Here is a 19,185-nt window from a genome sequence, read left to right as displayed (position 1 = left end):
GAGGCCGCCATCGCGAGCAGGCTCGCTCCCACAGGGGATTGCATTCGAAGGTGGGAGCAAGCCTGCTCGCGAAGGGGCCGGCATCATCTACGCAAATCCTTCAGACCAAAGCGAGCCCCACCAACACCCCCATCTCCAGCAATTCCAGCAGCGCCCCCGCCGTGTCCCCGGTAGTCCCACCCAACCGCCGCATCATCAAACGCCGCAGCCAGACAAACCCGACCAGCGAAATCAGCACCGCGCCGATACCCGCGACGAACACGCAGCCCAGCGCACTCAACCCCAGCACCCACCACCCCGCTCTACGCGGCAGATGATCGGCCAGTGCCTGACCCAAGCCACCCGCACGCACATACGGCGTGGTCAGAAACAACCCCAACAGCGCCGCTCGCCCGAGCACCGGCACGATGATCAGCGCCAGGGTATGCCCTTGTTCGATCAGTGCCAGCAGCGCGGCAAATTTGAGCAACAACACCAGCACCAGCGTGACCACCGCAATCGGCCCGCTGCGCGGATCTTTCATGATCGTCAGCGTGCGCTCGCGATCACCAAAACCGCCGAGCCAGGCATCGGCGCTGTCGGCCAGGCCATCGAGATGCAGCGCGCCGCTGAGCAATACCCACACGGTCAGCAACAGCGCCGCATGCAGCAACAACGGCGCGCCGGCCAACAACAGATTCAACGCATAGAGGATCAGCCCGAACAGCAATCCCACCAGCGGATAAAACAGCAGCGAACGGCCGAGCTGTTGCGGCTCGGGCATGCCCGGGAGGCGAATCGGCAGGCTGCTGAGAAACTGCAAGGCGATCCACAGCGGCAACATCTCAGTGACCTTCCTTGAGCGCGCCGTCCGCAGCGACCGTTAGCGCAAACAGCGCGCCGTGGCCGACTTCGACGTTGAGCAACTGTTCACGTGGCAGCTCTCGTGCCTGCGCCAGCAACAAACGCATCACGCCGCCGTGGCTGACCAGCAGAATCCGTTCGCCGGCGTAAGCCGCGTGCAATCGCGCGACCGCCGCCAACACCCGCGCGGAAAACGCGCTGACCGGCTCCCCCTGCGGTGGCGTGAAGCCATAGGGATCAGCCCAGAACAGCCCCAGCTCTTCGGCATCCGTCTCCATCAATGCCGCCGCGCTCTGCCCTTCCCACGCGCCGAAATGCAGTTCCTGCAGATCCTTGTCCAGATGCACGGACAGGTTCAGTTGCTCGCCGAGTTCAGCAGCGAAGCGCGCGCAGCGCTGCAATGGCGAACTGACGATACGATCCCACGGCCCGCCGTCGACCACCGCTGCACGCATCTGCGTCCAGCCGTTTGCGGTCAGCGCATCGTCGAGGCTGCCGCGCAAGCCGCCGCCGAGTTCCGTTTCGCCATGGCGCAGCAGATCCAGGCGCAGGCTCATGCCGGGCGATCCGCGACAGCCGCTTCGGCGAACGTCGCCATTTGCCCGTGCAGGTCACAGGCCAGACGCAACAACGGCACCGCCAACGCTGCGCCACTGCCCTCGCCCAGGCGCAGGCCGAGCTCGAGCAGCGGCTCGGCGCTCAAGGTTTCCAGCACATGGCGATGGCCCGGCTCGGCACCGCGATGGCCGAACAACAGCCACTCGCGACACGCCGTATTCAAGCGCACCGCGACCAGTGCCGCGACCGTGCAGATAAAGCCGTCAACCAGCACCGCAATGCCTTCCTGCGCGCAGGCCAGATAGGCGCCGACCAACGCGGCAATCTCGAACCCGCCGAGATTGAACAGCGTCTGCAAGGCATCGCCACGCTGCGCGGCATGCAGCGCCAGAGCGCGTTCGATGACGTGCGCCTTGTGGCTGACGCCAGCGGCATTCAGCCCGGTGCCGGGACCAGCCAGATGCGCCACTGGGCAATCGAGCAACGCGCAGGCCAGCGCACTGGCCGCCGTGGTATTGCCGATGCCCATCTCGCCGCCGATGAACAACTGGGTGCCGGCGGCTTTCGCGCGCAAGACGCTGTCGCGACCGGCCTGCAAGGCCGATTCGCCCTGCGCCTGAGTCATCGCTGCGCCCTGGACGAAATTCGCCGTTCCCGCGCCAATGTTCAGATGGCGCACGCCGGGCAGATTCAGCGCCGGATTCACCGTGCCCAGATCGACCACTTCCAGCTGCGCGCCGAGCTGACGCGCCAGCACGCTGATCGCCGCGCCGCCGCTGACAAAGTTGAGCAGCATCTGCCCGGTAACTTCTTGCGGATAAGCCGATACGCCTTCGGCTACCACGCCATGGTCGCCAGCGAAAATCGCGATCCAGACTTGCTCCAGCGTTGGCTTGAGCTGACCTTGCAGACCGGCCAGTTGCACGGCCACCGATTCAAGGCGCCCCAACGAACCGGCCGGTTTGGTCAGTTGCTGCTGGCGCTCGGTCGCTTGCGCGATGATGTCCGAGTTCACGGTTTTGCACGGGTTCAGCCACCAGGTCGGGCTCATAACGCAGGTCCTTTCAAAGTCAGGGGCAGGCCGGCGACGGTCAGGACAACTCGCTGACAACGCTCGGCCAGAGCTTGATGCAGCCAACCGGCTTCATCGACATAGCGGCGGGTCAATTCGCCCAGCGGCACGACACCCATTCCGGTTTCGTTGCTGACAAAAATGATTTCGCCCGGCAACGACGCCAGGCAATCGAGCAAGGCTTCACGCTCGGCCGCGAGACGTTCGGCGTCGTCGAGCATGAGCAGATTGGTCAGCCACAGGGTCAGGCAATCGACCAGCAGGCAGCGCTCGGCGCCGGCGGATTCGCGCAGCACGCGGGCCAGTTCCAGTGGCTCTTCGATCAACGCCCATTCAGCCGGACGACGCGCGCGGTGATGGGCGACGCGCTGGTTCATTTCGCCGTCCAGCGGCTGGCTGGTGGCGATGTAAGTCACCGCCAGATGGCTGTCACTGGCGAGTTTTTCCGCCAGACGACTCTTGCCGGAGCGGGCGCCGCCGAGAATCAGTTGGAGCATGGGTTCATCCAAAAATGTGTGGTAAGGCAACCAGCCCCTTCGCGAGCAGGCTCGCTCCCACCGTTGATCGCATTTCCCTGTGGGAGCGAGCCTGCTCGCGAAGAGGCCAGCCCGGACAACTCAAATCCCACAGAGCTGACGCAACAGCCCGGTATCCAGATGCTTCTCCACCAGATCCGCCAGCCGTTCGATATCGCGTTCGCGCAAGCCGTGGTAATCAACCTGTTGCACATCATTCAACCCGGCCCAGCGCAGCAACGCCGCGCTCGCCTCGGGGGATTCGAACAAGCCGTGCAGATAGGTGCCGAACACCTGGCCATCGGCACTCTGCGCACCATCGCAACGACCGTCGTCCAGATGCACCGCCGGACTTTCCAGCGCCGGCCCGGTGGTTACGCCAGCATGAATTTCGTAACCGCTGACTGCGGCGTTTTCCAACGCCAGCCGCCCGCGCACGTTGCGCAATTGCTTGTCGGCTTCGAGCTGCGTATCGAACGCCAGCAGCCCCAACCCCGCGCTGGAGCCGGCAGCGCCTTCCAGCCCGAGGGGGTCGTGCACCTGCTCGCCGAGCATCTGCAGACCGCCGCAAATCCCCAGCACCTTGCCGCCGTAGCGCAGATGCCGATTGATTGCCGCGTCCCAACCATTGGCGCGTAGATAAGCCAGATCACTGCGCACGCTTTTCGAGCCCGGCAGGATGATCAGATCGGCGGCGGGAATCGCCTGGCCCGGGCCGACAAATTGCAGATCCACCTGCGGATGCAGACGCAGCGGGTCGAAGTCGGTGTGATTGCTGATGCGCGGCAGCACCGGCACCACCACTTTCAACACCTGCTCGGCCTTGTCGGTCTGGCGTTGGTCGATACCGTCTTCGGCCTCGAGGTGCAGATCCATCACGTAGGGCAACACGCCGACCACCGGTTTGCCGGTGCGCTGTTCCAGCCAGTCGAGGCCCGGTTGCAGCAAGGCGATATCGCCGCGAAAGCGGTTGATGATGAAGCCTTTGACCCGCGCCTGTTCACTCGGTGAAAGCAATTCCAGGGTACCGACCAAATGCGCAAACACGCCGCCGCGATTGATGTCGGCGATCAGCAAAACCGGGCAATCCACCGCTTCGGCAAAGCCCATGTTGGCAATGTCGCCGGCGCGCAGATTGATCTCGGCCGGCGAACCGGCGCCTTCGACCATTACCAGCGGATACGCAGCGCTGAGTCGCTCGTGCGAGGCGAGCACCGCTTGCATCGCGATGGCCTTGTAATCGTGATAGGCGACGGCGTTCATCGTCGTCACCGCACGGCCATGAATGATCACCTGCGCGCCGGTGTCGCTGTTGGGCTTGAGCAATACCGGATTCATGTCGGTATGCGGCTCGAGACCGGCCGCTTGCGCCTGCACTGCCTGCGCGCGGCCGATCTCGCCGCCGTCAGCGGTCACTGCGCTGTTGAGCGCCATGTTCTGCGGTTTGAACGGCACCACCGCCACGCCATGGCGGGTGGCCCAGCGGCACAACGCCGTCACCAGAGTGCTTTTGCCGGCATCGGACGTGGTGCCTTGCACCATCAGCGTGGTCATGGATGGTCCTTGGTGAAAGCTTGCAAAGCCTGTTCGAGACGCAGCGCTTGCGCGGCATCCGCTGGCAGGCCGAAACGCACACTGCTGTTGTGGCTGAACAGGCGCAGGAGGATGCCGCGCCGGGCGAGGAATTCGTGCAGCGCTTCGGCGTGCTCGGTGATCAGCCACTGAAACAGCGCGCAGCCACCCTGCGGTGCAAAATCGCAACGGGTCAGCAGCGCCGCCAACCGTTCGCTCGCTTCATCGCTGCGAATCCGCTGACGGGTATGGCCCTCGGTGTCTTGCAGGCACGCCGTACCGAGCACCCGCGTCGGCCCGCTCACCGCCCACGGCCCGACCTGTTCGGCGAGCAGTTTGAGCAACTTGCGCTCGGCCAGAACGAAACCGAGGCGCACCCCGGCCAGACCGAAAAACTTGCCGAACGAACGCAACACCACCAGCCCGACCTGATGCGCATAGGGCGCCAGGCTCAGTTGCGGCGTGTTGTCCATGAACGCTTCATCGACAACCAGCCAGCCGCCGCGTTGCGCCAGCCGCGCATGCCAGTCGAGCAGGCGCGCCGGGGTCAGGCTGAGGCCGGTCGGGTTGTTCGGATTGACCACCACCAGCACATCAAGACTGTCGAGAAAGAATTCGACTTCCTGCTCGAGCACTTCACGGACAATGTAACCGCTGCGCCGCCACGCTTCGGCATGCTCGGCATAGCACGGCGACAACACGCCGACCTTGCCGGCCCGGCGCAGACGCGGCAGCAACTGGATAGCCATTTGCGAGCCGGCCACCGGTAGCACCTGCGCGGCGCCGTAATAATCGCAGGCCGCCTGTTCCAGACCGTCATCGGTTTCCGGTAAGCGCGCCCAGGCGCGTAGCGGGATCTCCGGGATCGGGAACGGCCATGGCGCGAGGCCGCTGGACAGGTCGAGCCAGTCGGCTTCGGCAATCCCGTAATCGAGTGCAGCCTTGCGCAGCCGGCCACCGTGCTCAAGCATAAAATTCCGCCCCCAGGCAAAGCATCAGCAGCCATAACCATACGCCGCGCTGGACCAATTGCCAGCCACGGTCGATGGAATCGGCATCAGCCGGCGCACCTTCGCCCAGTTGCGGACGTTCATGCAGTTCGCCGTGATAGATCGCCGGGCCACCCAACTCGACGCCCAGTGCACCGGCACCGGCCGCCATCACCGGGCCGGCGTTGGGGCTGTCCCACTTTGGCGCCTGGGTGCGCCAGCACTTGAGCGCGAGTCGGGTTTTGCCGAGCAGCGCGTAGGTCAATGCCACCAGACGCGCAGGAATGTAGTTCAACACGTCGTCGATTTTCGCCGCCGCCCAGCCGAAACGCTCGAAGCGTTCGTTGCGATAACCCCACATCGCATCGAGGGTATTGCTCAAGCGATACAGGACCAAGCCCGGCGCGCCGGCGACGACAAACCAGAACAGCGCAGCGAACACCGCATCGCTGCCGTTCTCCAGCACCGACTCAGTCGCGGCGCGGGCAACCGCAGTGCCGTCGAGTTCATCGGTCTGGCGGCTGACCAGATAACCGACGCGCTTGCGTGCCTCGTCCAGATCATCGGCGCGTAACGCAGCCGCGACCGGCGCGACATGTTCGCCGAGGCTGCGCATGCCGAGGGCGCAATACAGCGCGAGAATCTCGACAATCCAGCCCACGTAGGGCGCCCAGGAAAATGCGGTGGCGAGCAAGGTCAGCGGCAGTACCGCGATAACCCACGCGGTCACGCCATGGCTGCGCCAGCCACGGCCGCCGGCGTTGAAGCGTTGCTCGATGCGCCCGGCAAAATTGCCGAACGCCACCAGCGGATGCCAGCGTTTCGGTTCACCGAGCAGCGCATCCAGCGCTACCGCAGCGACACTCAGCAACGCCACACTCATTGACTCACTCCCCAATAATTTTCGTACAGCAGCTCGTTCAGCGGTCGCGCCTGCGCCCAGCCTTCAAGTACCAGCATCGGCGCCGGGTAGAATTCCTTGACCGGACCGAGACACAACACCGCCAGCGGCTTGGCACCGGCCGGCAACTTGAGCAAATCCGCCAAGGCTTGCGGTTCGAACAGCGAGACCCAGCCCATGCCCAGGCCTTCAGCGCGGGAGGCCAGCCACAGATTCTGGATCGCGCAGGACAACGAGGCCATGTCCATTTCCGGCAACGTGCGCCGACCGAAAATGTGTTTTTCGCGATCGTCCATCAGCGCCGCGACCAGCACCTCAGCGCAGTCGTTGATGCCTTCGACCTTGAGCTGCATGAACTCATCGCTGCGCTCGCCAAGGGCTTCGGCGGTGCGGATGCGCTCTTCTTCCACCAGATCGCGGATCTGCCCGCGCAGAGCACGATCGCTGATGCGGATGAAGCGCCACGGCTGCATCAGGCCGACGCTCGGCGCTTGATGAGCGGCCTCGAGCAGACGGCGCAGCAGCTGCGGTTCGACGCTGCCGCCGGTGAAGTGGCGCATGTCGCGGCGTTCGGCGATGGCCTTGTAGACCGCCGCGCGTTCGGCTTCGGAGAATGTGTTGTCGGTCATGGTCCCATCGCTGGCAAGCCAGCTCCCACAGTGGGCGGTGCAATACCTGACGAAACGCAATCCCCTGTGGGAGCTGGCTTGCCAGCGATGGCGGTCTCAAGGCCGGGCGCAAACAGCGCAGCGACAGCCACAGGATTCGACGGAAAATAAAAGTGCACATAGGAAGCCGTCATCCGCCCCTCGCGATAAACCGCCTCAGCGCCGCGCCCGCCATTGGGGCTCAAACCCCGGGCAATCGGCGTCAGCTCGGTGGTGGTCAGCGAATGATGATAGGTATGCCCACGCAACTCCCCTTCCGGCAGCTCAACCGCCTGCAACGCCAGCGCCGCCAGACGCTGCTGCATCACCGCATCGCCCTTGAGCAAACCGACCAGCTCAGCACGGGTGCCTTCCACGTCGGTCAGCGAATCCAGCAGGTAAAGCATGCCGCCACACTCGGCGAGCAACGGCTTGCCCGCTGCGTGGTGCGCGCGGATTGCTGCAAGCATCGTGGTGTTTTGCGCCAGCGCGACGTGGTGCAGTTCCGGATAACCGCCCGGCAGATACAGGCTGTCCGCCTCGGGCAATTGCGTGTCGCGGATCGGCGAGAAAAACTGCAGCTCGGCGCCCATCGCCCGCAGCAGATCGAGACTGGCGCCATAGGTGAAGGCAAAGGCTTCATCACGGGCGACGGCGATGCGCACACCTTTTAATAGAGGCTCGGCGGCGATGACCTCAGGCGCGGCGAATTCAACGGCTGGTGGCAGCGCAACTTGGCAACTGCTGGCCAGCGCATCGGCAGCCGCGTCGAGACGCAGATCCAGATCATTCAATTCGCTGGCCTGGACCAGACCGAGGTGGCGGCTCGGCAATTCGATGCCGGTCTCGCGGGACAGCGCACCGTACCAGCGCAAACCTTCGGTGAGGCTGCCTTCGAGCAATTGCGCATGGCGCAAGGTGCCGACGCGGTTGGCCAGCACGCCAGCGAACGGCAAGTCCGGCTGATACTTCGCCAGGCCCAGCGCCAAGGCGCCAAAGGTCTGCGCCATGGCGGTGCCGTCGATCACGCCGAGCACCGGCACACCGAAGTGGCGCGCCAGATCAGCGCTGGATGGCGTGCCGTCGAACAGGCCCATCACGCCTTCAATCAGAATCAGATCAGCCTCGGCGGCGGCTTCCCACAACAGGCGGCGACTTTCCTGCTCGCCGACCATCCACATGTCCAGTTGATACACCGGCGCACCGCTGGCGCGCTCGAGGATCATCGGGTCGAGAAAGTCCGGACCGCATTTGAATACGCGCACCTTGCGCCCCTGATTGCGATGCAAACGGGCGAGTGCAGCGGTGACGGTGGTCTTGCCCTGACCGGAGGCCGGCGCGGCGATCAACACCGCCGGGCAGTGACGTGGTTGCTTCAAAGTTCGACGCCTTTCTGCGCTTTGATCCCGGCCTGGAAGGCGTGCTTGAGCATGCCCATCTCGGTGACCGTGTCGCCCATCTCGATCATTTCCGGCTTGGCGCCGCGACCGGTGACCACCACGTGCTGCATCGGCGGACGCGCCTGCAAATCGCTGAGCACCTGATCGAGATCGAGGTAGCCGTGCTTGAGGGCGATGTTCAATTCGTCGAGCACCACCAGACCGATCGAAGGGTCGCGCAACAATTCGCGCGAGACTTCCCAAGCGGCGGTCGCCGCGGCGATGTCGCGCTGACGATCCTGGGTTTCCCAAGTGAAGCCTTCGCCCATGACGTGGAAACGCACCTGCTCGGGGAAGCGGCGGAAAAACAATTCTTCGCCGGTGCTGTTGCGGCCCTTGATGAACTGCACCACGCCGCATTGCATGCCGTGGCCCATGGCGCGGGCGAGCATGCCGAACGCCGAACTGCTTTTGCCTTTGCCATTGCCGGTCAGCACCAGCACCAGGCCACATTCGTCGGGCGAGTTGGCGATGCGTTCGTCAATCACGGCTTTCTTGCGCTGCATGCGCGCCAGATGGCGCTCGTCACGCTCGGGGGAATCAGTCATGGGGAGCTCTCCGTTGAGGCTGGATAACGGCGGGCAGGCACAAGAATAGACGGCAAAAAGCCTGGCATCGCCCACCGTGATGCCGCTGAGATGGATCAGGCCGGTCTCCGGGCTCATGAGCGGCGTTTCGCCTGACTGCGCGCCTTCCCGCTTCTTTCGAGGCAGTGGCTCAAGGCGCAGTTTTCACTCATTTACCGTTGCGGGGGCAGCGCCGGGATCGTCGTGGCTTCGCTTGAAGACCACCCTCACCGGCTTCCCTGTTTCACTCTGTCGACGCGGGGCCACAGAGCACCTGAAACAAGCGGCGAAGGTTAGAGGGTTGGGGGTGGAGCGTCAATTGAAGAGGCGCTTTGCGCGCGAATAACTGCCGCTGATCAATTGTGCAGCGGCAATCTTGTGCCAGACTGTGACAGGTGATATCAAAGAGCCATGCTTTTTTCCAAAAAGCCCACTACAACAATAAGGATGACGACGATGCAAGGCATGATCATCAGCAACCCGCGCCTGGAATTCCTGCGCCCGCTGCTGGAACGCTGGTTTGACTGTATCGATCGCTACAACACCGTTCGCGGCGACAACGACACGCCGTACTGGCACGACGAAAAAGCCAATCTCGGCCTGCTCGCGGCAGCGGCGTGGATGGCTGAAATGGTCACGCTGAACGACACCGCCACGCGCAAACAGAACGAAGAAGGCGAACGCAATGCCCGCGCAGATCTGCTGATTGCCGGCGCCGAAGACCGCGCGTTCATCCAGGCCACGCAACGCTGGCCACGGGTCAACAACCTTAACCTGACCCAGGCCCTGCTCGACATCACCGCTGATGCCAAGCGCATCAGCTACGCCAGCGATCTCAAGCTCGGCTGCCTCTTCATCGCTCCGCAAAAAGCCCAGCACAGCGCCAGCCCCGAAGAACTGCAGGACATGGTCGACGACCTGCAAAAGGAACACACCTGCGCAGTGGCCTGGTATTTCCCCTACGCCTATCGCAAATTGCACAGCGACACGGGCAACTATCATCCGGGCATCGCCGTGCTGTTCAAGGAAGCCCGCGGTTGAGCAGTTGAACCATCGGGCCTGCGCCCTCCTCTATGTTTAGGAATGCATTCATAGGGAAGATCAGCAATGCGCAAGGCCCCACTCGCTCTCATCATCGCCGTCGCAGGCGGGCTCGCCGCCTGCGGTGAAACCTCCAGCCTGCAAGTCTCCGACGGCACCGGTCCGTCACCGAAACTGCCCGAACCGAACAAGACGCTGATCCCGACAGTCAACATCGCCCCGGCGGTGGGCTGGCCGGAAGGTGCGAAACCGACCGCTGCGGCCGGCACTCAGGTCGCAGCGTTTGCCGAAGGCCTCGATCACCCGCGCTGGCTCTATGTGCTGCCCAACGGCGATGTGCTGGTGGCGGAAACCAACGCGCCGCCCAAGCCCGATGACAGCAAAGGCATTCGTGGCTGGGTGATGAAGAAAGTCATGGGCAAGGCCGGTGCCGGCGTGCCCAGCCCGAACCGCATCACCCTGTTGCGTGATGCCGACCACGATGGCGTCGCAGAAACCCGCACGGTATTTCTGCAGAACCTCAACTCGCCGTTTGGCATGACGCTGGTTGGCAATGATTTGTACGTTGCCGACACCGACCGCCTGCTGCGCTTCAACTACGAGCCGGGCGCCACCGAGATCAAGACCCAACCGATCAAAGTCGTCGACTTGCCTGGCGGCACGCTGAATCACCACTGGACCAAGAACGTCATCGCCAGCAAGGACGGCAACAAGCTCTACGTCACCGTCGGCTCGAACAGTAACGTCGGCGAAAACGGTCTGGATCAGGAAGAAGGCCGCGCGGCGATCTGGGAAGTCGATCGCGCGACCGGCAATCATCGGATCTTTGCTTCGGGCATTCGCAACCCCAACGGCCTCGCCTGGGAACCTACCAGCGGCGCATTGTGGACAGCAGTCAACGAGCGTGACGAAATCGGCAGCGACCTGGTGCCGGACTACATCACGTCAGTCAAGGACGGCGGCTTCTATGGCTGGCCGTTCAGCTACTATGGCCAGCACGTCGATGTGCGAGTCAAACCGCAGAATCCGGATCTGGTGGCCAAGGCCATCGCTCCGGATTACGCGGTCGGTCCGCACACCGCTTCGCTGGGCCTGACCTTCGCCGAGGGCAACCGCTTGCCGGCGCAATTCAAGGAAGGCGCGTTCATTGGCCAGCACGGCTCGTGGAACCGCAAACCGCACAGTGGCTACAAGGTGATTTTCGTGCCGTTCACTGGCGGCAAACCGACCGGGCAACCGGTGGATGTGCTGACCGGTTTCCTCGACAAGGATGAGAACGCGCTGGGCCGCCCAGTGGGCGTGGTCATCGATCAGCAAGGTGGCTTGCTGGTGGCGGATGATGTCGGGAACAAGGTGTGGCGCGTGTCGGCCAGCAAATAAGCTAAGCACGACGTAAAAAAATGTGGGAGCGAGCCTGCTCGCGAATGCGTAGTGTCAGCCTCCATTGAATTGGCTGATACACCGCTTTCGCGAGCAGGCTCGCTCCCACATTAGAATGTCTGCGATTTTTACTACGGGTTATGCGCCAGCTGCCCCGGCTGCAACACTCGCTTGGCGCTCAGATACGCCTTCTGCCAATACGCTTTCGACAGACTGTCGAGCTTGACCGTGCCGCCCGTGGCCGGTGCGTGCACGAAGCGCCCCTCACCGACGTAAATCCCCGCATGACTGACCTGCGAGCCGCCATTGGTGGCGAAGAAAATCAGGTCGCCGGTCTGCAAGCCTTCCTTGCCGACATTCGGCGCCTGCATGACGATCATTTCGCGGGTCGAGCGTGGCAGCGAAATTCCCGCCGCGTCGCGGTAGACGAAACCGATCAGACCACTGCAATCGAAACCGGAATCTGGCGTGTTGCCGCCCCAGCGATACGGTGTACCGACCAGGCCGAGGGCACGGAACAGTACGTCTTCAGCAACGGGGGAAAAAGCCTGGGAGGGAGCGAACACGATCGGCGCGCGAACCACGGGGGCTGGCGGCGGTGTGCGGCTGGCGCAGGCGCTGAGCAGCGCGGCGCAAAGGATCAAGGTGAGGCGGGCCGACATCGTCATAAGCAGAACATCCTGATCTGGCTGCGGCTTTCTCTGCCGAATGGACAGAAACAAAACCGCCTGCGTCATCACGCAGGCGGTTTGCCATCAATATAGATTCAGGATTCTAGCGGCTACGCGGCAAACTTCAAGTAAGACTTTAACTTCACCTTGTAAAGTTTACGTCTACTCCGCTGCCGTGCCGTATTGTCGCCGCGAACGCATCGACATCGGGCTTACTTGCGAGCGGTGACCACGGTCGGCGCCATGGCGAGTGCACGCTTGGCTTCGATGAAGGTCTTGCTCCAGTAGCTGTCACCCAGGCTGTCGATGCGAACACCGCCGCTGCGACGACTGCTGGAGTGAATGAACTGGTTGTCACCCAGGTAGATGCCGGCGTGACTGACACGACCGCGACGACCATTGGTGGCGAAGAACAGCAGATCACCCGGCTCAAGGTTGCTGCGCGAAACCAGCGGCGCATCCACGTTGATCATTTCGCGAGTGGAGCGCGGCAGGTTCATGCCCGCCTCTTCGCGGAACAGGTAACCGATGAAACCGCTGCAATCGAAGCCGGCTTCAGAGGTACCGCCGAAACGGTAACGGGTACCGATCAGGGACATGCCGCGTTCGAGGATGCTGTCAGCCAGTACAGGAAGCTGATAAGGCTTGCTGCCGTTGAACTGGTTGAGTTCTTTTTCGGTGTCCAGCTCTTCCTGGTAAATAACGGAAGACTGGGCGGTAGTAGAATTCTTGACCTGTTGCGGCGGCTCTTGAACCGGAGAATGAGCAGCACAACCGAATAACAGGGTAACGAGTGCGAGAGGCACGAGGGGTGCGAAGCGCTTTAGCATGGGCACGACCGTGGCTGGTAGTTGTAAAGAAGCCGAGACTATGCCCGCTATCGTCCTCATTTGCAAATTCAATCGAACTTTATGTGACTTCCCGGTTTCGCGTTTACATCTAAGCGCGTAACTCGTCTGGCCGGTGAATCGGCGCAGGGACGCGGGTTTTCTGGCGCCTGAAAGCTGGCAAAAGCCCACTACTACCAGCCCAGAGTTTCCTTGAGGAAGGGAATGGTCAGCTTGCGTTGCGCTTGCAAGGAAGCCTGATCAAGCTGCTCGAGGAGATCGAACAGCGCGCTCATGCTCCGCGTGCCGCGAGTGAGAATGAAGTGCCCGACTTCATCGGTCAGGTGCAGACCGCGACGGGATGCGCGCAATTGCAACGCACGCAATTTGTCTTCATCGGAGAGCGGGCGCATCTGGAAGATCAGCGCCAGGGTCAGGCGGGATTTCAGGTCAGCCAGCTTCACAGGCAGTTCGCGCGGCGAAGTGGACGCGGCGATCAGCAGGCGCCGGCCGCTGTCACGCAGACGATTGAACAGATGAAACATCGCCTCTTCCCAGTCCGCCTTGCCAGCAATCACCTGCAAGTCATCCAGGCAGACCAGTTCGTACTGTTCAAGGTTGTCGAGGATTTCCACGCCGCGGTCCATCAACTCGGCCAGCGGCAGATACACCGCCGGTTCGCCCATCTGCTCGAAGCGCAGGCACGCGGCCTGCAACAGATGCGTGCGCCCGACGCCGTGCTTGCCCCACAGGTAGATCAGGCTCTCCGTCCACCCGGCGTCGGCTTCGCAGAGACGCTCGACATAGCCGAGTGCAGCGGCATTGGCGCCTGGGTAGTAGTTGATGAAGGTGGCGTCGTCACGCAGACGCACACCTAGGGGCAGCTGAATCGGTTTCATGCTGACTGAACAGTTCTCAAAGGAACCGTTAGTGGCCTCTGTGTAAAGTTGGCGAAGTTTATACCCGTGAGGCTGAGCGCACAATGCGACAGACCCCAAGCAAAATCAAAGGTTTGCGTTGACGCAGCGGTTTGATGGCAGATTCTCTGGCGCCCTCGCCCGAACGAAACGGGGCAGCCCGGCCAAGCGCCGGGCCGCCCGCGCCATCACAGCTCAGGTTCGTCAACGCCGCTGTAGATCCCGGAATCCTTATACAAGTCGTGGACATGACGCACCAGCACCATGATCACCGCCGCCACCGGCAACGCCAGCAGAACGCCGGTGAAACCGAACAGCTCGCCGCCAGCGAGGATCGCGAAGATCACCGCCACCGGGTGCAAGCCGATCCGATCCCCGACCAGGAGCGGCGTCAACACCATGCCTTCCAGTGCCTGACCGACCATGAACACCGCGACAATCCCGACCATCGGGTACAGATCGCCACCGAACTGGAACAATCCGGCGATCAGCGCCGCGCCAATGCCGATGACAAAACCCATGTACGGCACGATCGCCGCGAGCCCGGCAATCAAGCCGATCAACAGCCCCAGCTCGAGACCGACGATCATCAGGCCAGCCGCGTAGATCACCCCCAACGCAACCATCACCAGCAACTGCCCGCGCACAAACGCGCCGAGCACTTCGTGGCACTCGCCCGCCAGCGAAACCACGCGCTCTTCGCGATCACGGGGCAGCAGGCTGCGGATCTTGCCCATCATCACGTCCCAGTCGCGCAACAGATAGAAGCTCACCACCGGAATCAGCACCAGGTTTGCCAGCCAGCCGATCAGCGCCAGGCTCGAGGCCGTCGCCTGACTCAGCACCACGCCGACGATGTCGGTGGTCTGGCCCATGTGCTCGCTGATCGCAGCTTTGACCTTATCGAATTTCCAGAAGCCGTCCGACAGCCCCAGTTTCGCTTGCGCCCACGGCACAGCGGTGTGCTGCAACCAGTCGAGCATCTGCGGCGCCAGCTCGTACAGACGCAGCAACTGCTTGGCGAGCATTGGTACCAGCACCAGCAGCAACGCGGTGACGATCAAGGTGAACAAGGCAAACACGGCGATCACACCCCAGGTTCGCGACAGCCCGAGCCGTTCCAGACGATCCACCAGCGGGTCGAACAGATAAGCCAGCAACAACGCGACCAGAAACGGCGTGAGGATCGGGTGCAGCAACCATACAAACGCGCAAAGCAGGACTACCCCACCGAGCCAGAACCAACGCCGCGTATCGGCCATTTACCACTCCTGATGCTTCTATATAAGGAAAGACTTACCAGCGAAACCGCAACGACGGCGCAGCCGCTGCCGGGGTTGGCGCTGCCACCGCAGGCGCACCGTCAGCCGCAGACTGGGCAGGCGCCACCGGAGCCGGCGCTTCGGCCGGCAGCTCCTGCAACTTCGCCAGCGACAATTGCGCGCGCAATTGATCGACGCTGCCATTGACCCGGTAGACGATGCGATCACCCTGCACGCTTTGCAGACGCACGCCGAACGGTTCGAGTAACCGCAGCAGCGCTGCATAGTGCTCCAGATTCATGCCCTGCACTTCCAGAGTCTGCTGACCCGACGCGCCGGGCTTGGCGACAAATCGCGGCGCCAGACGCTCGGCCACCGCCAGCATCACCGCATCGGCAACGGCGGCCTGATCGGCGCCCTGCACGCTGCCGGCCTCTTTCTGATCACCGAGCCACAAGCGCCATTTCGCCTGCCACTGCCCGCCCTCTTCGCGCGCGTGCACCGCCAGCAAGGCGTCAGCGTTGTAGCGTTCCGAAGCACTGCGCAGGGGCGCCGGATCAGCGCTTTCCAGCGCGGGTGCGGTGGCAACCAATTGCTCGCTGAGATCAGCCAGCGGCAAGCGCAGTGGCAAACCGCGATGTTGCGCGGCCGTGCGCAACGTTGCGGCTGCGGCCTGACCATCACCGACCAGGCTCGCACCTTCAGTCGAATCGTTCAGCCACCAGCCGAGGATCGACGGTCGACTGGCGCCCCACACCGGCAACCCGGCCCGGCGCAAGGCCTGCTCGGTGGTTGCCGGATCGAAGTCGACTTTCAGCACTTCCGGTGGCCCGGCATCGAAACCGAACTGGCTGATGATTTGCTGCGGATCCTTGCGAATCGGTGCCAGCCCCGGGTTCTGCGCGGCTTTCGGGTCGCCGGTCAGGCGCAGCACCAAGGTATCGAGCGCCGCCTGCGTGGCGCGATCACGCTCTTGCGGCGCCTGGCCGTTGACTGGCTGACGCACCTGATACAGACCTTTGAGGTTTTCGGCATGGCTCGCCAGGCTGACCAGCGTCAGGCAGCCTACAAATAACAATTTACAAAAACGCATGGAAAATTCCCGTCGACAGGAGCGGCTGGAACACGCCGCGTGAACCATTTGAGCAAGGCTGTGACCCCCTCCCCTGGCAAAACATTCACACGGTGGCGGTAAGTTTTTGCACAGTCCTAACGATAGACGGTTAATCGCCATACCTTATACAGGCAGTCATACCCTGCGATTGCAAAAAATTTCCGCCGATATGGCCCTGCCCGTCGGTGCGAGGATGGCCGCTGCCCCTCAAGCCTGATAAAATCGCGCGCCTTCGCAGACCGGCAACAGCCGGGCCCCTCGAAACTCGCGTGAGGCGATCGCCCATCGAGTTCGATGTTCCCGCTGAACTCGGTCGTAACCCCTGAATCCCCTCCCCTAAAGGCCTGGATCATGAGCAAGCAACCCTCCCTGAGCTACAAGGACGCCGGTGTAGACATCGACGCCGGTGAAGCATTGGTCGAACGCATCAAGAGCGTCGCCAAGCGCACTGCGCGCCCGGAAGTCATGGGCGGCCTGGGCGGTTTCGGCGCCCTCTGCGAAATCCCGGCCGGTTACAAGCAGCCGGTGCTGGTGTCCGGCACCGACGGCGTCGGCACCAAGCTGCGTCTGGCGCTGAACCTGAACAAGCACGACAGCATCGGCATCGACCTGGTCGCCATGTGCGTCAACGATCTGGTGGTATGCGGCGCCGAGCCGCTGTTCTTCCTCGACTACTACGCCACCGGCAAACTGAATGTCGACACCGCTGCCCAAGTGGTTACCGGCATCGGCGCTGGCTGCGAACTGTCGGGTTGCTCGCTGGTTGGCGGCGAAACCGCTGAAATGCCAGGCATGTACGAAGGCGAAGACTACGACCTGGCCGGCTTCTGCGTCGGCGTCGTGGAAAAAGCGGAAATCATCGACGGCTCGAAAGTCGCCACCGGTGACGCCCTGATCGCCCTGCCATCGTCCGGCCCGCACTCCAACGGCTACTCGCTGATCCGCAAGATCATCGAAGTGTCCGGCGCCGACATCGAAAACACCCAGCTCGACGGCAAACCGCTGACCGACCTGCTGATGGCCCCGACCCGCATCTACGTCAAGCCACTGCTCAAGCTGATCAAGGACACTGGCGCGGTCAAGGCCATGGCGCACATCACCGGTGGCGGCCTGCTCGACAACATCCCGCGCGTACTGCCAAAAGGCGCTCAGGCTGTAGTTGATGTGGCCAGCTGGACTCGCCCGGCCGTGTTCGACTGGCTGCAAGAGAAAGGCAACGTTGATGAAACCGAGATGCACCGCGTGTTGAACTGCGGCGTCGGCATGGTCATCTGCGTGGCTCAGGAGCACGTCGAAGTGGCCCTGAACACTCTGCGTGACGCTGGCGAGCAGCCTTGGGTCATCGGTCAGATCGCCGTGGCCGCCGAAGGCGCTGCGCAGGTCGAGCTGAAGAACCTCAAGGCTCACTGATGCCAAAGCCCTGTGATGTCGTGGTGCTGTTGTCCGGCACCGGCAGTAACTTGCAGGCTCTGATCGACAGCACGCGGACCGGCGACAGCCCGGTCCGCATCGCTGCGGTGATTTCCAACCGCGCCGACGCCTACGGCCTGCAACGCGCCCGCGACGCGGGTATCGCCACCCGCTCGCTGGATCACAAAGCATTCGAGGGCCGCGAGGCCTTCGATGCCGCACTGATCGAACTGATCGACCAATTCAACCCCAAACTCGTGGTACTGGCCGGCTTCATGCGCATTCTCAGCGCTGATTTCGTGCGCCACTACCAGGGTCGCCTGCTCAACATCCACCCGTCGCTGCTGCCCAAATACAAAGGGTTACACACTCACCAGCGCGCGCTGGAGGCCGGCGACACGGAACATGGCTGCTCCGTGCACTTCGTCACCGAGGAACTCGATGGCGGACCACTGGTCGTACAAGCAGTATTACCGGTAGAGTTGCACGACACGCCGCAGAGTCTGGCGCAACGAGTCCACGCTCAGGAACACCTGATCTACCCGATGGCAGTACGCTGGTTTGCCGAAGGCAGGCTGACACTCGGCGACCAGGGTGCTTTACTTGACGGCCAGTTACTCGCCGCCAGCGGCCACTTGATTCGACACTAGGAGATATTATGCGTCGCGCCCTGCTCTTCGCTTGCGCTCTGCTCGCCCTGCCCTTCGCGCAGGCAGCGGACCTTCAACCGTTCTCCGCCAGTTACACCGCCGACTGGAAGCAGCTGCCCATGAGCGGCACCGCCGAACGCAGCCTGACCAAGGAAGCCAACGGCGTCTGGAAACTCAGCTTCAAGGCCTCGATGATGATAGCCAGCCTGACTGAAGAAAGCACACTGAAGCTGGACAAGGACACCCTGCTGCCGCAGTCCTACCACTTTGAACGTGGCGGTCTGGGCAAAGCGAAAAAAGCTGATCTGGACTTCGACTGGGCCAATAAACTGGTGACCGGGACCGACCGTGGCGACGCGGTGAAAATCCCGCTGAACCGCGGCATGGTCGACAAGTCGACCTACCAACTGGCGCTGCAGCACGACGTTGCCGCCGGCAAGAAAAGCATGAGCTATCAGGTGGTTGATGATGGCGAAGTCGATACCTACGACTTCCGCGTGCTGGGTTCGGAAAAGGTCGACACCAAGGCCGGCCAGATCGACGCGATCAAGGTCGAACGCGTGCGCGATCCGACACAAAGCAAGCGCATCACCGTGCTGTGGTTCGCCAAGGACTGGGATTACCTGCTGGTGCGCCTGCAACAGGTCGAGACTGACGGCAAGGAGTACAACATCATGCTCCAGGACGGTACGGTCAACGGCAAGACTGTCAAAGGCAGCTGATCCGTCGCAAGAACAAAGAGCCCCGCGAATGCGGGGCTTTTTATTGCCCGCAGTTTACGCAAACACAACAATCCCCGTGGGAGCGAGCC

At 62.7% G+C, this 19,185-nt stretch carries 20 protein-coding genes and 1 riboswitch; of the genes, 5 read left to right on the top strand and 15 right to left on the bottom strand.

Features of this window, described 5'->3' with window-relative positions; all coding sequences use genetic code 11:
- Positions 1 to 100: 100 nt before the first annotated feature.
- From HU724_RS08935 to cobO, 10 genes are all read right to left on the bottom strand, one after another.
- On the bottom strand, positions 101 to 823 hold the full coding sequence (locus tag HU724_RS08935; protein WP_186565894.1) for an adenosylcobinamide-GDP ribazoletransferase: 723 nt from the start codon (positions 821 to 823) through the stop codon (positions 101 to 103).
- Position 824: 1 nt separating this feature from the next.
- A complete protein-coding gene (gene cobC, locus HU724_RS08930) occupies positions 825 to 1,400 on the bottom strand; it encodes an alpha-ribazole phosphatase family protein (RefSeq protein WP_186565896.1) in 576 nt (191 codons plus the stop codon).
- Positions 1,397 to 2,452: a nicotinate-nucleotide--dimethylbenzimidazole phosphoribosyltransferase gene (gene cobT / locus HU724_RS08925; RefSeq protein ID WP_186565898.1), complete on the bottom strand. Its 1,056-nt coding sequence runs from the start codon at positions 2,450 to 2,452 to the stop codon at positions 1,397 to 1,399. Before cobT ends, cobC begins: the two co-directional genes overlap by 4 nt.
- The gene (cobU, locus tag HU724_RS08920) at positions 2,449 to 2,970 is read right to left on the bottom strand and encodes a bifunctional adenosylcobinamide kinase/adenosylcobinamide-phosphate guanylyltransferase (RefSeq protein ID WP_039763697.1); all 522 of its coding nucleotides are present in this window, start codon (positions 2,968 to 2,970) and stop codon (positions 2,449 to 2,451) included. The genes cobT and cobU overlap by 4 nt, the downstream gene beginning before the upstream one ends.
- A gap of 120 nt (positions 2,971 to 3,090) precedes the next feature.
- Positions 3,091 to 4,542: a cobyric acid synthase gene (locus HU724_RS08915; RefSeq protein ID WP_186565900.1), complete on the bottom strand. Its 1,452-nt coding sequence runs from the start codon at positions 4,540 to 4,542 to the stop codon at positions 3,091 to 3,093.
- Positions 4,539 to 5,531: a threonine-phosphate decarboxylase CobD gene (gene cobD, locus HU724_RS08910; RefSeq protein ID WP_186565902.1), complete on the bottom strand. Its 993-nt coding sequence runs from the start codon at positions 5,529 to 5,531 to the stop codon at positions 4,539 to 4,541. The genes HU724_RS08915 and cobD overlap by 4 nt, the downstream gene beginning before the upstream one ends.
- Positions 5,524 to 6,432, bottom strand: coding sequence for an adenosylcobinamide-phosphate synthase CbiB (gene cbiB, locus HU724_RS08905; protein ID WP_186565904.1), 909 nt, complete (start codon positions 6,430 to 6,432; stop codon positions 5,524 to 5,526). Before cbiB ends, cobD begins: the two co-directional genes overlap by 8 nt.
- Positions 6,429 to 7,079: a 5,6-dimethylbenzimidazole synthase gene (bluB, locus tag HU724_RS08900; protein WP_024012169.1), complete on the bottom strand. Its 651-nt coding sequence runs from the start codon at positions 7,077 to 7,079 to the stop codon at positions 6,429 to 6,431. Before bluB ends, cbiB begins: the two co-directional genes overlap by 4 nt.
- A complete protein-coding gene (locus HU724_RS08895) occupies positions 7,076 to 8,476 on the bottom strand; it encodes a cobyrinic acid a,c-diamide synthase CobB (RefSeq protein ID WP_186565906.1) in 1,401 nt (466 codons plus the stop codon). The genes bluB and HU724_RS08895 overlap by 4 nt, the downstream gene beginning before the upstream one ends.
- Positions 8,473 to 9,084 carry a cob(I)yrinic acid a,c-diamide adenosyltransferase gene (gene cobO / locus HU724_RS08890; RefSeq protein WP_016773703.1) on the bottom strand — a complete coding sequence of 204 codons (612 nt, stop codon included), beginning with the start codon at positions 9,082 to 9,084 and terminating at the stop codon, positions 8,473 to 8,475. The genes HU724_RS08895 and cobO overlap by 4 nt, the downstream gene beginning before the upstream one ends.
- A gap of 81 nt (positions 9,085 to 9,165) precedes the next feature.
- Positions 9,166 to 9,395, bottom strand: a riboswitch (cobalamin riboswitch).
- 163 nt (positions 9,396 to 9,558) lie between these two features.
- Here cobO and HU724_RS08885 point away from each other — a divergent pair.
- Together HU724_RS08885 and HU724_RS08880 are read left to right on the top strand one after the other, a co-directional pair.
- The gene (locus HU724_RS08885) at positions 9,559 to 10,143 is read left to right on the top strand and encodes a hypothetical protein (RefSeq protein WP_186565908.1); all 585 of its coding nucleotides are present in this window, start codon (positions 9,559 to 9,561) and stop codon (positions 10,141 to 10,143) included.
- 66 nt (positions 10,144 to 10,209) lie between these two features.
- Positions 10,210 to 11,523: a PQQ-dependent sugar dehydrogenase gene (locus HU724_RS08880; RefSeq protein WP_186565910.1), complete on the top strand. Its 1,314-nt coding sequence runs from the start codon at positions 10,210 to 10,212 to the stop codon at positions 11,521 to 11,523.
- Between the two features lie 131 nt (positions 11,524 to 11,654).
- Here the strand turns inward: HU724_RS08880 and HU724_RS08875 are convergent, their stop codons facing one another.
- The 5 genes from HU724_RS08875 to HU724_RS08855 form a co-directional block, all read right to left on the bottom strand.
- Entirely contained in the window at positions 11,655 to 12,191 is a 537-nt protein-coding gene (locus HU724_RS08875; protein WP_041479547.1) for a C40 family peptidase, read from the bottom strand.
- Positions 12,192 to 12,406: 215 nt separating this feature from the next.
- Positions 12,407 to 13,024: a C40 family peptidase gene (locus HU724_RS08870; protein WP_186565912.1), complete on the bottom strand. Its 618-nt coding sequence runs from the start codon at positions 13,022 to 13,024 to the stop codon at positions 12,407 to 12,409.
- A gap of 191 nt (positions 13,025 to 13,215) precedes the next feature.
- Positions 13,216 to 13,920: a DnaA regulatory inactivator Hda gene (gene hda / locus HU724_RS08865; RefSeq protein WP_007919828.1), complete on the bottom strand. Its 705-nt coding sequence runs from the start codon at positions 13,918 to 13,920 to the stop codon at positions 13,216 to 13,218.
- Positions 13,921 to 14,126: 206 nt separating this feature from the next.
- Positions 14,127 to 15,200 carry an AI-2E family transporter gene (locus tag HU724_RS08860; RefSeq protein WP_130887144.1) on the bottom strand — a complete coding sequence of 358 codons (1,074 nt, stop codon included), beginning with the start codon at positions 15,198 to 15,200 and terminating at the stop codon, positions 14,127 to 14,129.
- Between the two features lie 34 nt (positions 15,201 to 15,234).
- Positions 15,235 to 16,293 (bottom strand): DUF2066 domain-containing protein, encoded by a 1,059-nt coding sequence (locus tag HU724_RS08855; protein ID WP_186565914.1) that lies wholly within the window; start codon positions 16,291 to 16,293, stop codon positions 15,235 to 15,237.
- A 372-nt stretch (positions 16,294 to 16,665) separates the two neighbouring features.
- Between HU724_RS08855 and purM the strand changes: the two genes are divergently transcribed.
- Genes purM through HU724_RS08840 form a run of 3 tightly spaced genes read left to right on the top strand, consistent with a single transcriptional unit; the run spans position 16,666 to position 19,096 of the window.
- On the top strand, positions 16,666 to 17,724 hold the full coding sequence (purM, locus tag HU724_RS08850; RefSeq protein ID WP_016773695.1) for a phosphoribosylformylglycinamidine cyclo-ligase: 1,059 nt from the start codon (positions 16,666 to 16,668) through the stop codon (positions 17,722 to 17,724).
- Positions 17,724 to 18,374, top strand: a complete 651-nt coding sequence (purN, locus tag HU724_RS08845) for a phosphoribosylglycinamide formyltransferase (RefSeq protein WP_122691595.1) — start codon at positions 17,724 to 17,726, stop codon at positions 18,372 to 18,374. The genes purM and purN overlap by 1 nt, the downstream gene beginning before the upstream one ends.
- A gap of 8 nt (positions 18,375 to 18,382) precedes the next feature.
- A complete protein-coding gene (locus tag HU724_RS08840; protein WP_016773693.1) occupies positions 18,383 to 19,096 on the top strand; it encodes a DUF3108 domain-containing protein in 714 nt (237 codons plus the stop codon).
- Positions 19,097 to 19,185 lie beyond the last annotated feature (89 nt).

It is taken from the genome of Pseudomonas iranensis (assembly GCF_014268585.2).
GTDB lineage: Bacteria > Pseudomonadota > Gammaproteobacteria > Pseudomonadales > Pseudomonadaceae > Aquipseudomonas > Aquipseudomonas iranensis.
This window is presented reverse-complemented; position numbering and strand designations above follow the sequence as displayed.

Excerpts from the sequence above, each read along its gene's own strand:
- HU724_RS08875 (WP_041479547.1), bottom strand. The coding sequence starts at position 12,191 with ATGACGATGTCGGCCCGCCTCACCTTGATCCTTTGCGCCGCGCTGCTC.
- HU724_RS08885 (WP_186565908.1), top strand. The coding sequence starts at position 9,559 with ATGCAAGGCATGATCATCAGCAACCCGCGCCTGGAATTCCTGCGCCCG.
- cobU (WP_039763697.1), bottom strand. The coding sequence starts at position 2,970 with ATGCTCCAACTGATTCTCGGCGGCGCCCGCTCCGGCAAGAGTCGTCTG.
- cobC (WP_186565896.1), bottom strand. The coding sequence starts at position 1,400 with ATGAGCCTGCGCCTGGATCTGCTGCGCCATGGCGAAACGGAACTCGGC.
- cobO (WP_016773703.1), bottom strand. The coding sequence starts at position 9,084 with ATGACTGATTCCCCCGAGCGTGACGAGCGCCATCTGGCGCGCATGCAG.
- purN (WP_122691595.1), top strand. The coding sequence starts at position 17,724 with ATGCCAAAGCCCTGTGATGTCGTGGTGCTGTTGTCCGGCACCGGCAGT.
- cbiB (WP_186565904.1), bottom strand. The coding sequence starts at position 6,432 with ATGAGTGTGGCGTTGCTGAGTGTCGCTGCGGTAGCGCTGGATGCGCTG.
- HU724_RS08860 (WP_130887144.1), bottom strand. The coding sequence starts at position 15,200 with ATGGCCGATACGCGGCGTTGGTTCTGGCTCGGTGGGGTAGTCCTGCTT.
- HU724_RS08915 (WP_186565900.1), bottom strand. The coding sequence starts at position 4,542 with ATGACCACGCTGATGGTGCAAGGCACCACGTCCGATGCCGGCAAAAGC.
- hda (WP_007919828.1), bottom strand. The coding sequence starts at position 13,920 with ATGAAACCGATTCAGCTGCCCCTAGGTGTGCGTCTGCGTGACGACGCC.
- HU724_RS08880 (WP_186565910.1), top strand. The coding sequence starts at position 10,210 with ATGCGCAAGGCCCCACTCGCTCTCATCATCGCCGTCGCAGGCGGGCTC.
- HU724_RS08840 (WP_016773693.1), top strand. The coding sequence starts at position 18,383 with ATGCGTCGCGCCCTGCTCTTCGCTTGCGCTCTGCTCGCCCTGCCCTTC.
- bluB (WP_024012169.1), bottom strand. The coding sequence starts at position 7,079 with ATGACCGACAACACATTCTCCGAAGCCGAACGCGCGGCGGTCTACAAG.
- HU724_RS08870 (WP_186565912.1), bottom strand. The coding sequence starts at position 13,024 with ATGCTAAAGCGCTTCGCACCCCTCGTGCCTCTCGCACTCGTTACCCTG.
- cobT (WP_186565898.1), bottom strand. The coding sequence starts at position 2,452 with ATGAGCCCGACCTGGTGGCTGAACCCGTGCAAAACCGTGAACTCGGAC.
- HU724_RS08855 (WP_186565914.1), bottom strand. The coding sequence starts at position 16,293 with ATGCGTTTTTGTAAATTGTTATTTGTAGGCTGCCTGACGCTGGTCAGC.
- HU724_RS08935 (WP_186565894.1), bottom strand. The coding sequence starts at position 823 with ATGTTGCCGCTGTGGATCGCCTTGCAGTTTCTCAGCAGCCTGCCGATT.
- cobD (WP_186565902.1), bottom strand. The coding sequence starts at position 5,531 with ATGCTTGAGCACGGTGGCCGGCTGCGCAAGGCTGCACTCGATTACGGG.
- purM (WP_016773695.1), top strand. The coding sequence starts at position 16,666 with ATGAGCAAGCAACCCTCCCTGAGCTACAAGGACGCCGGTGTAGACATC.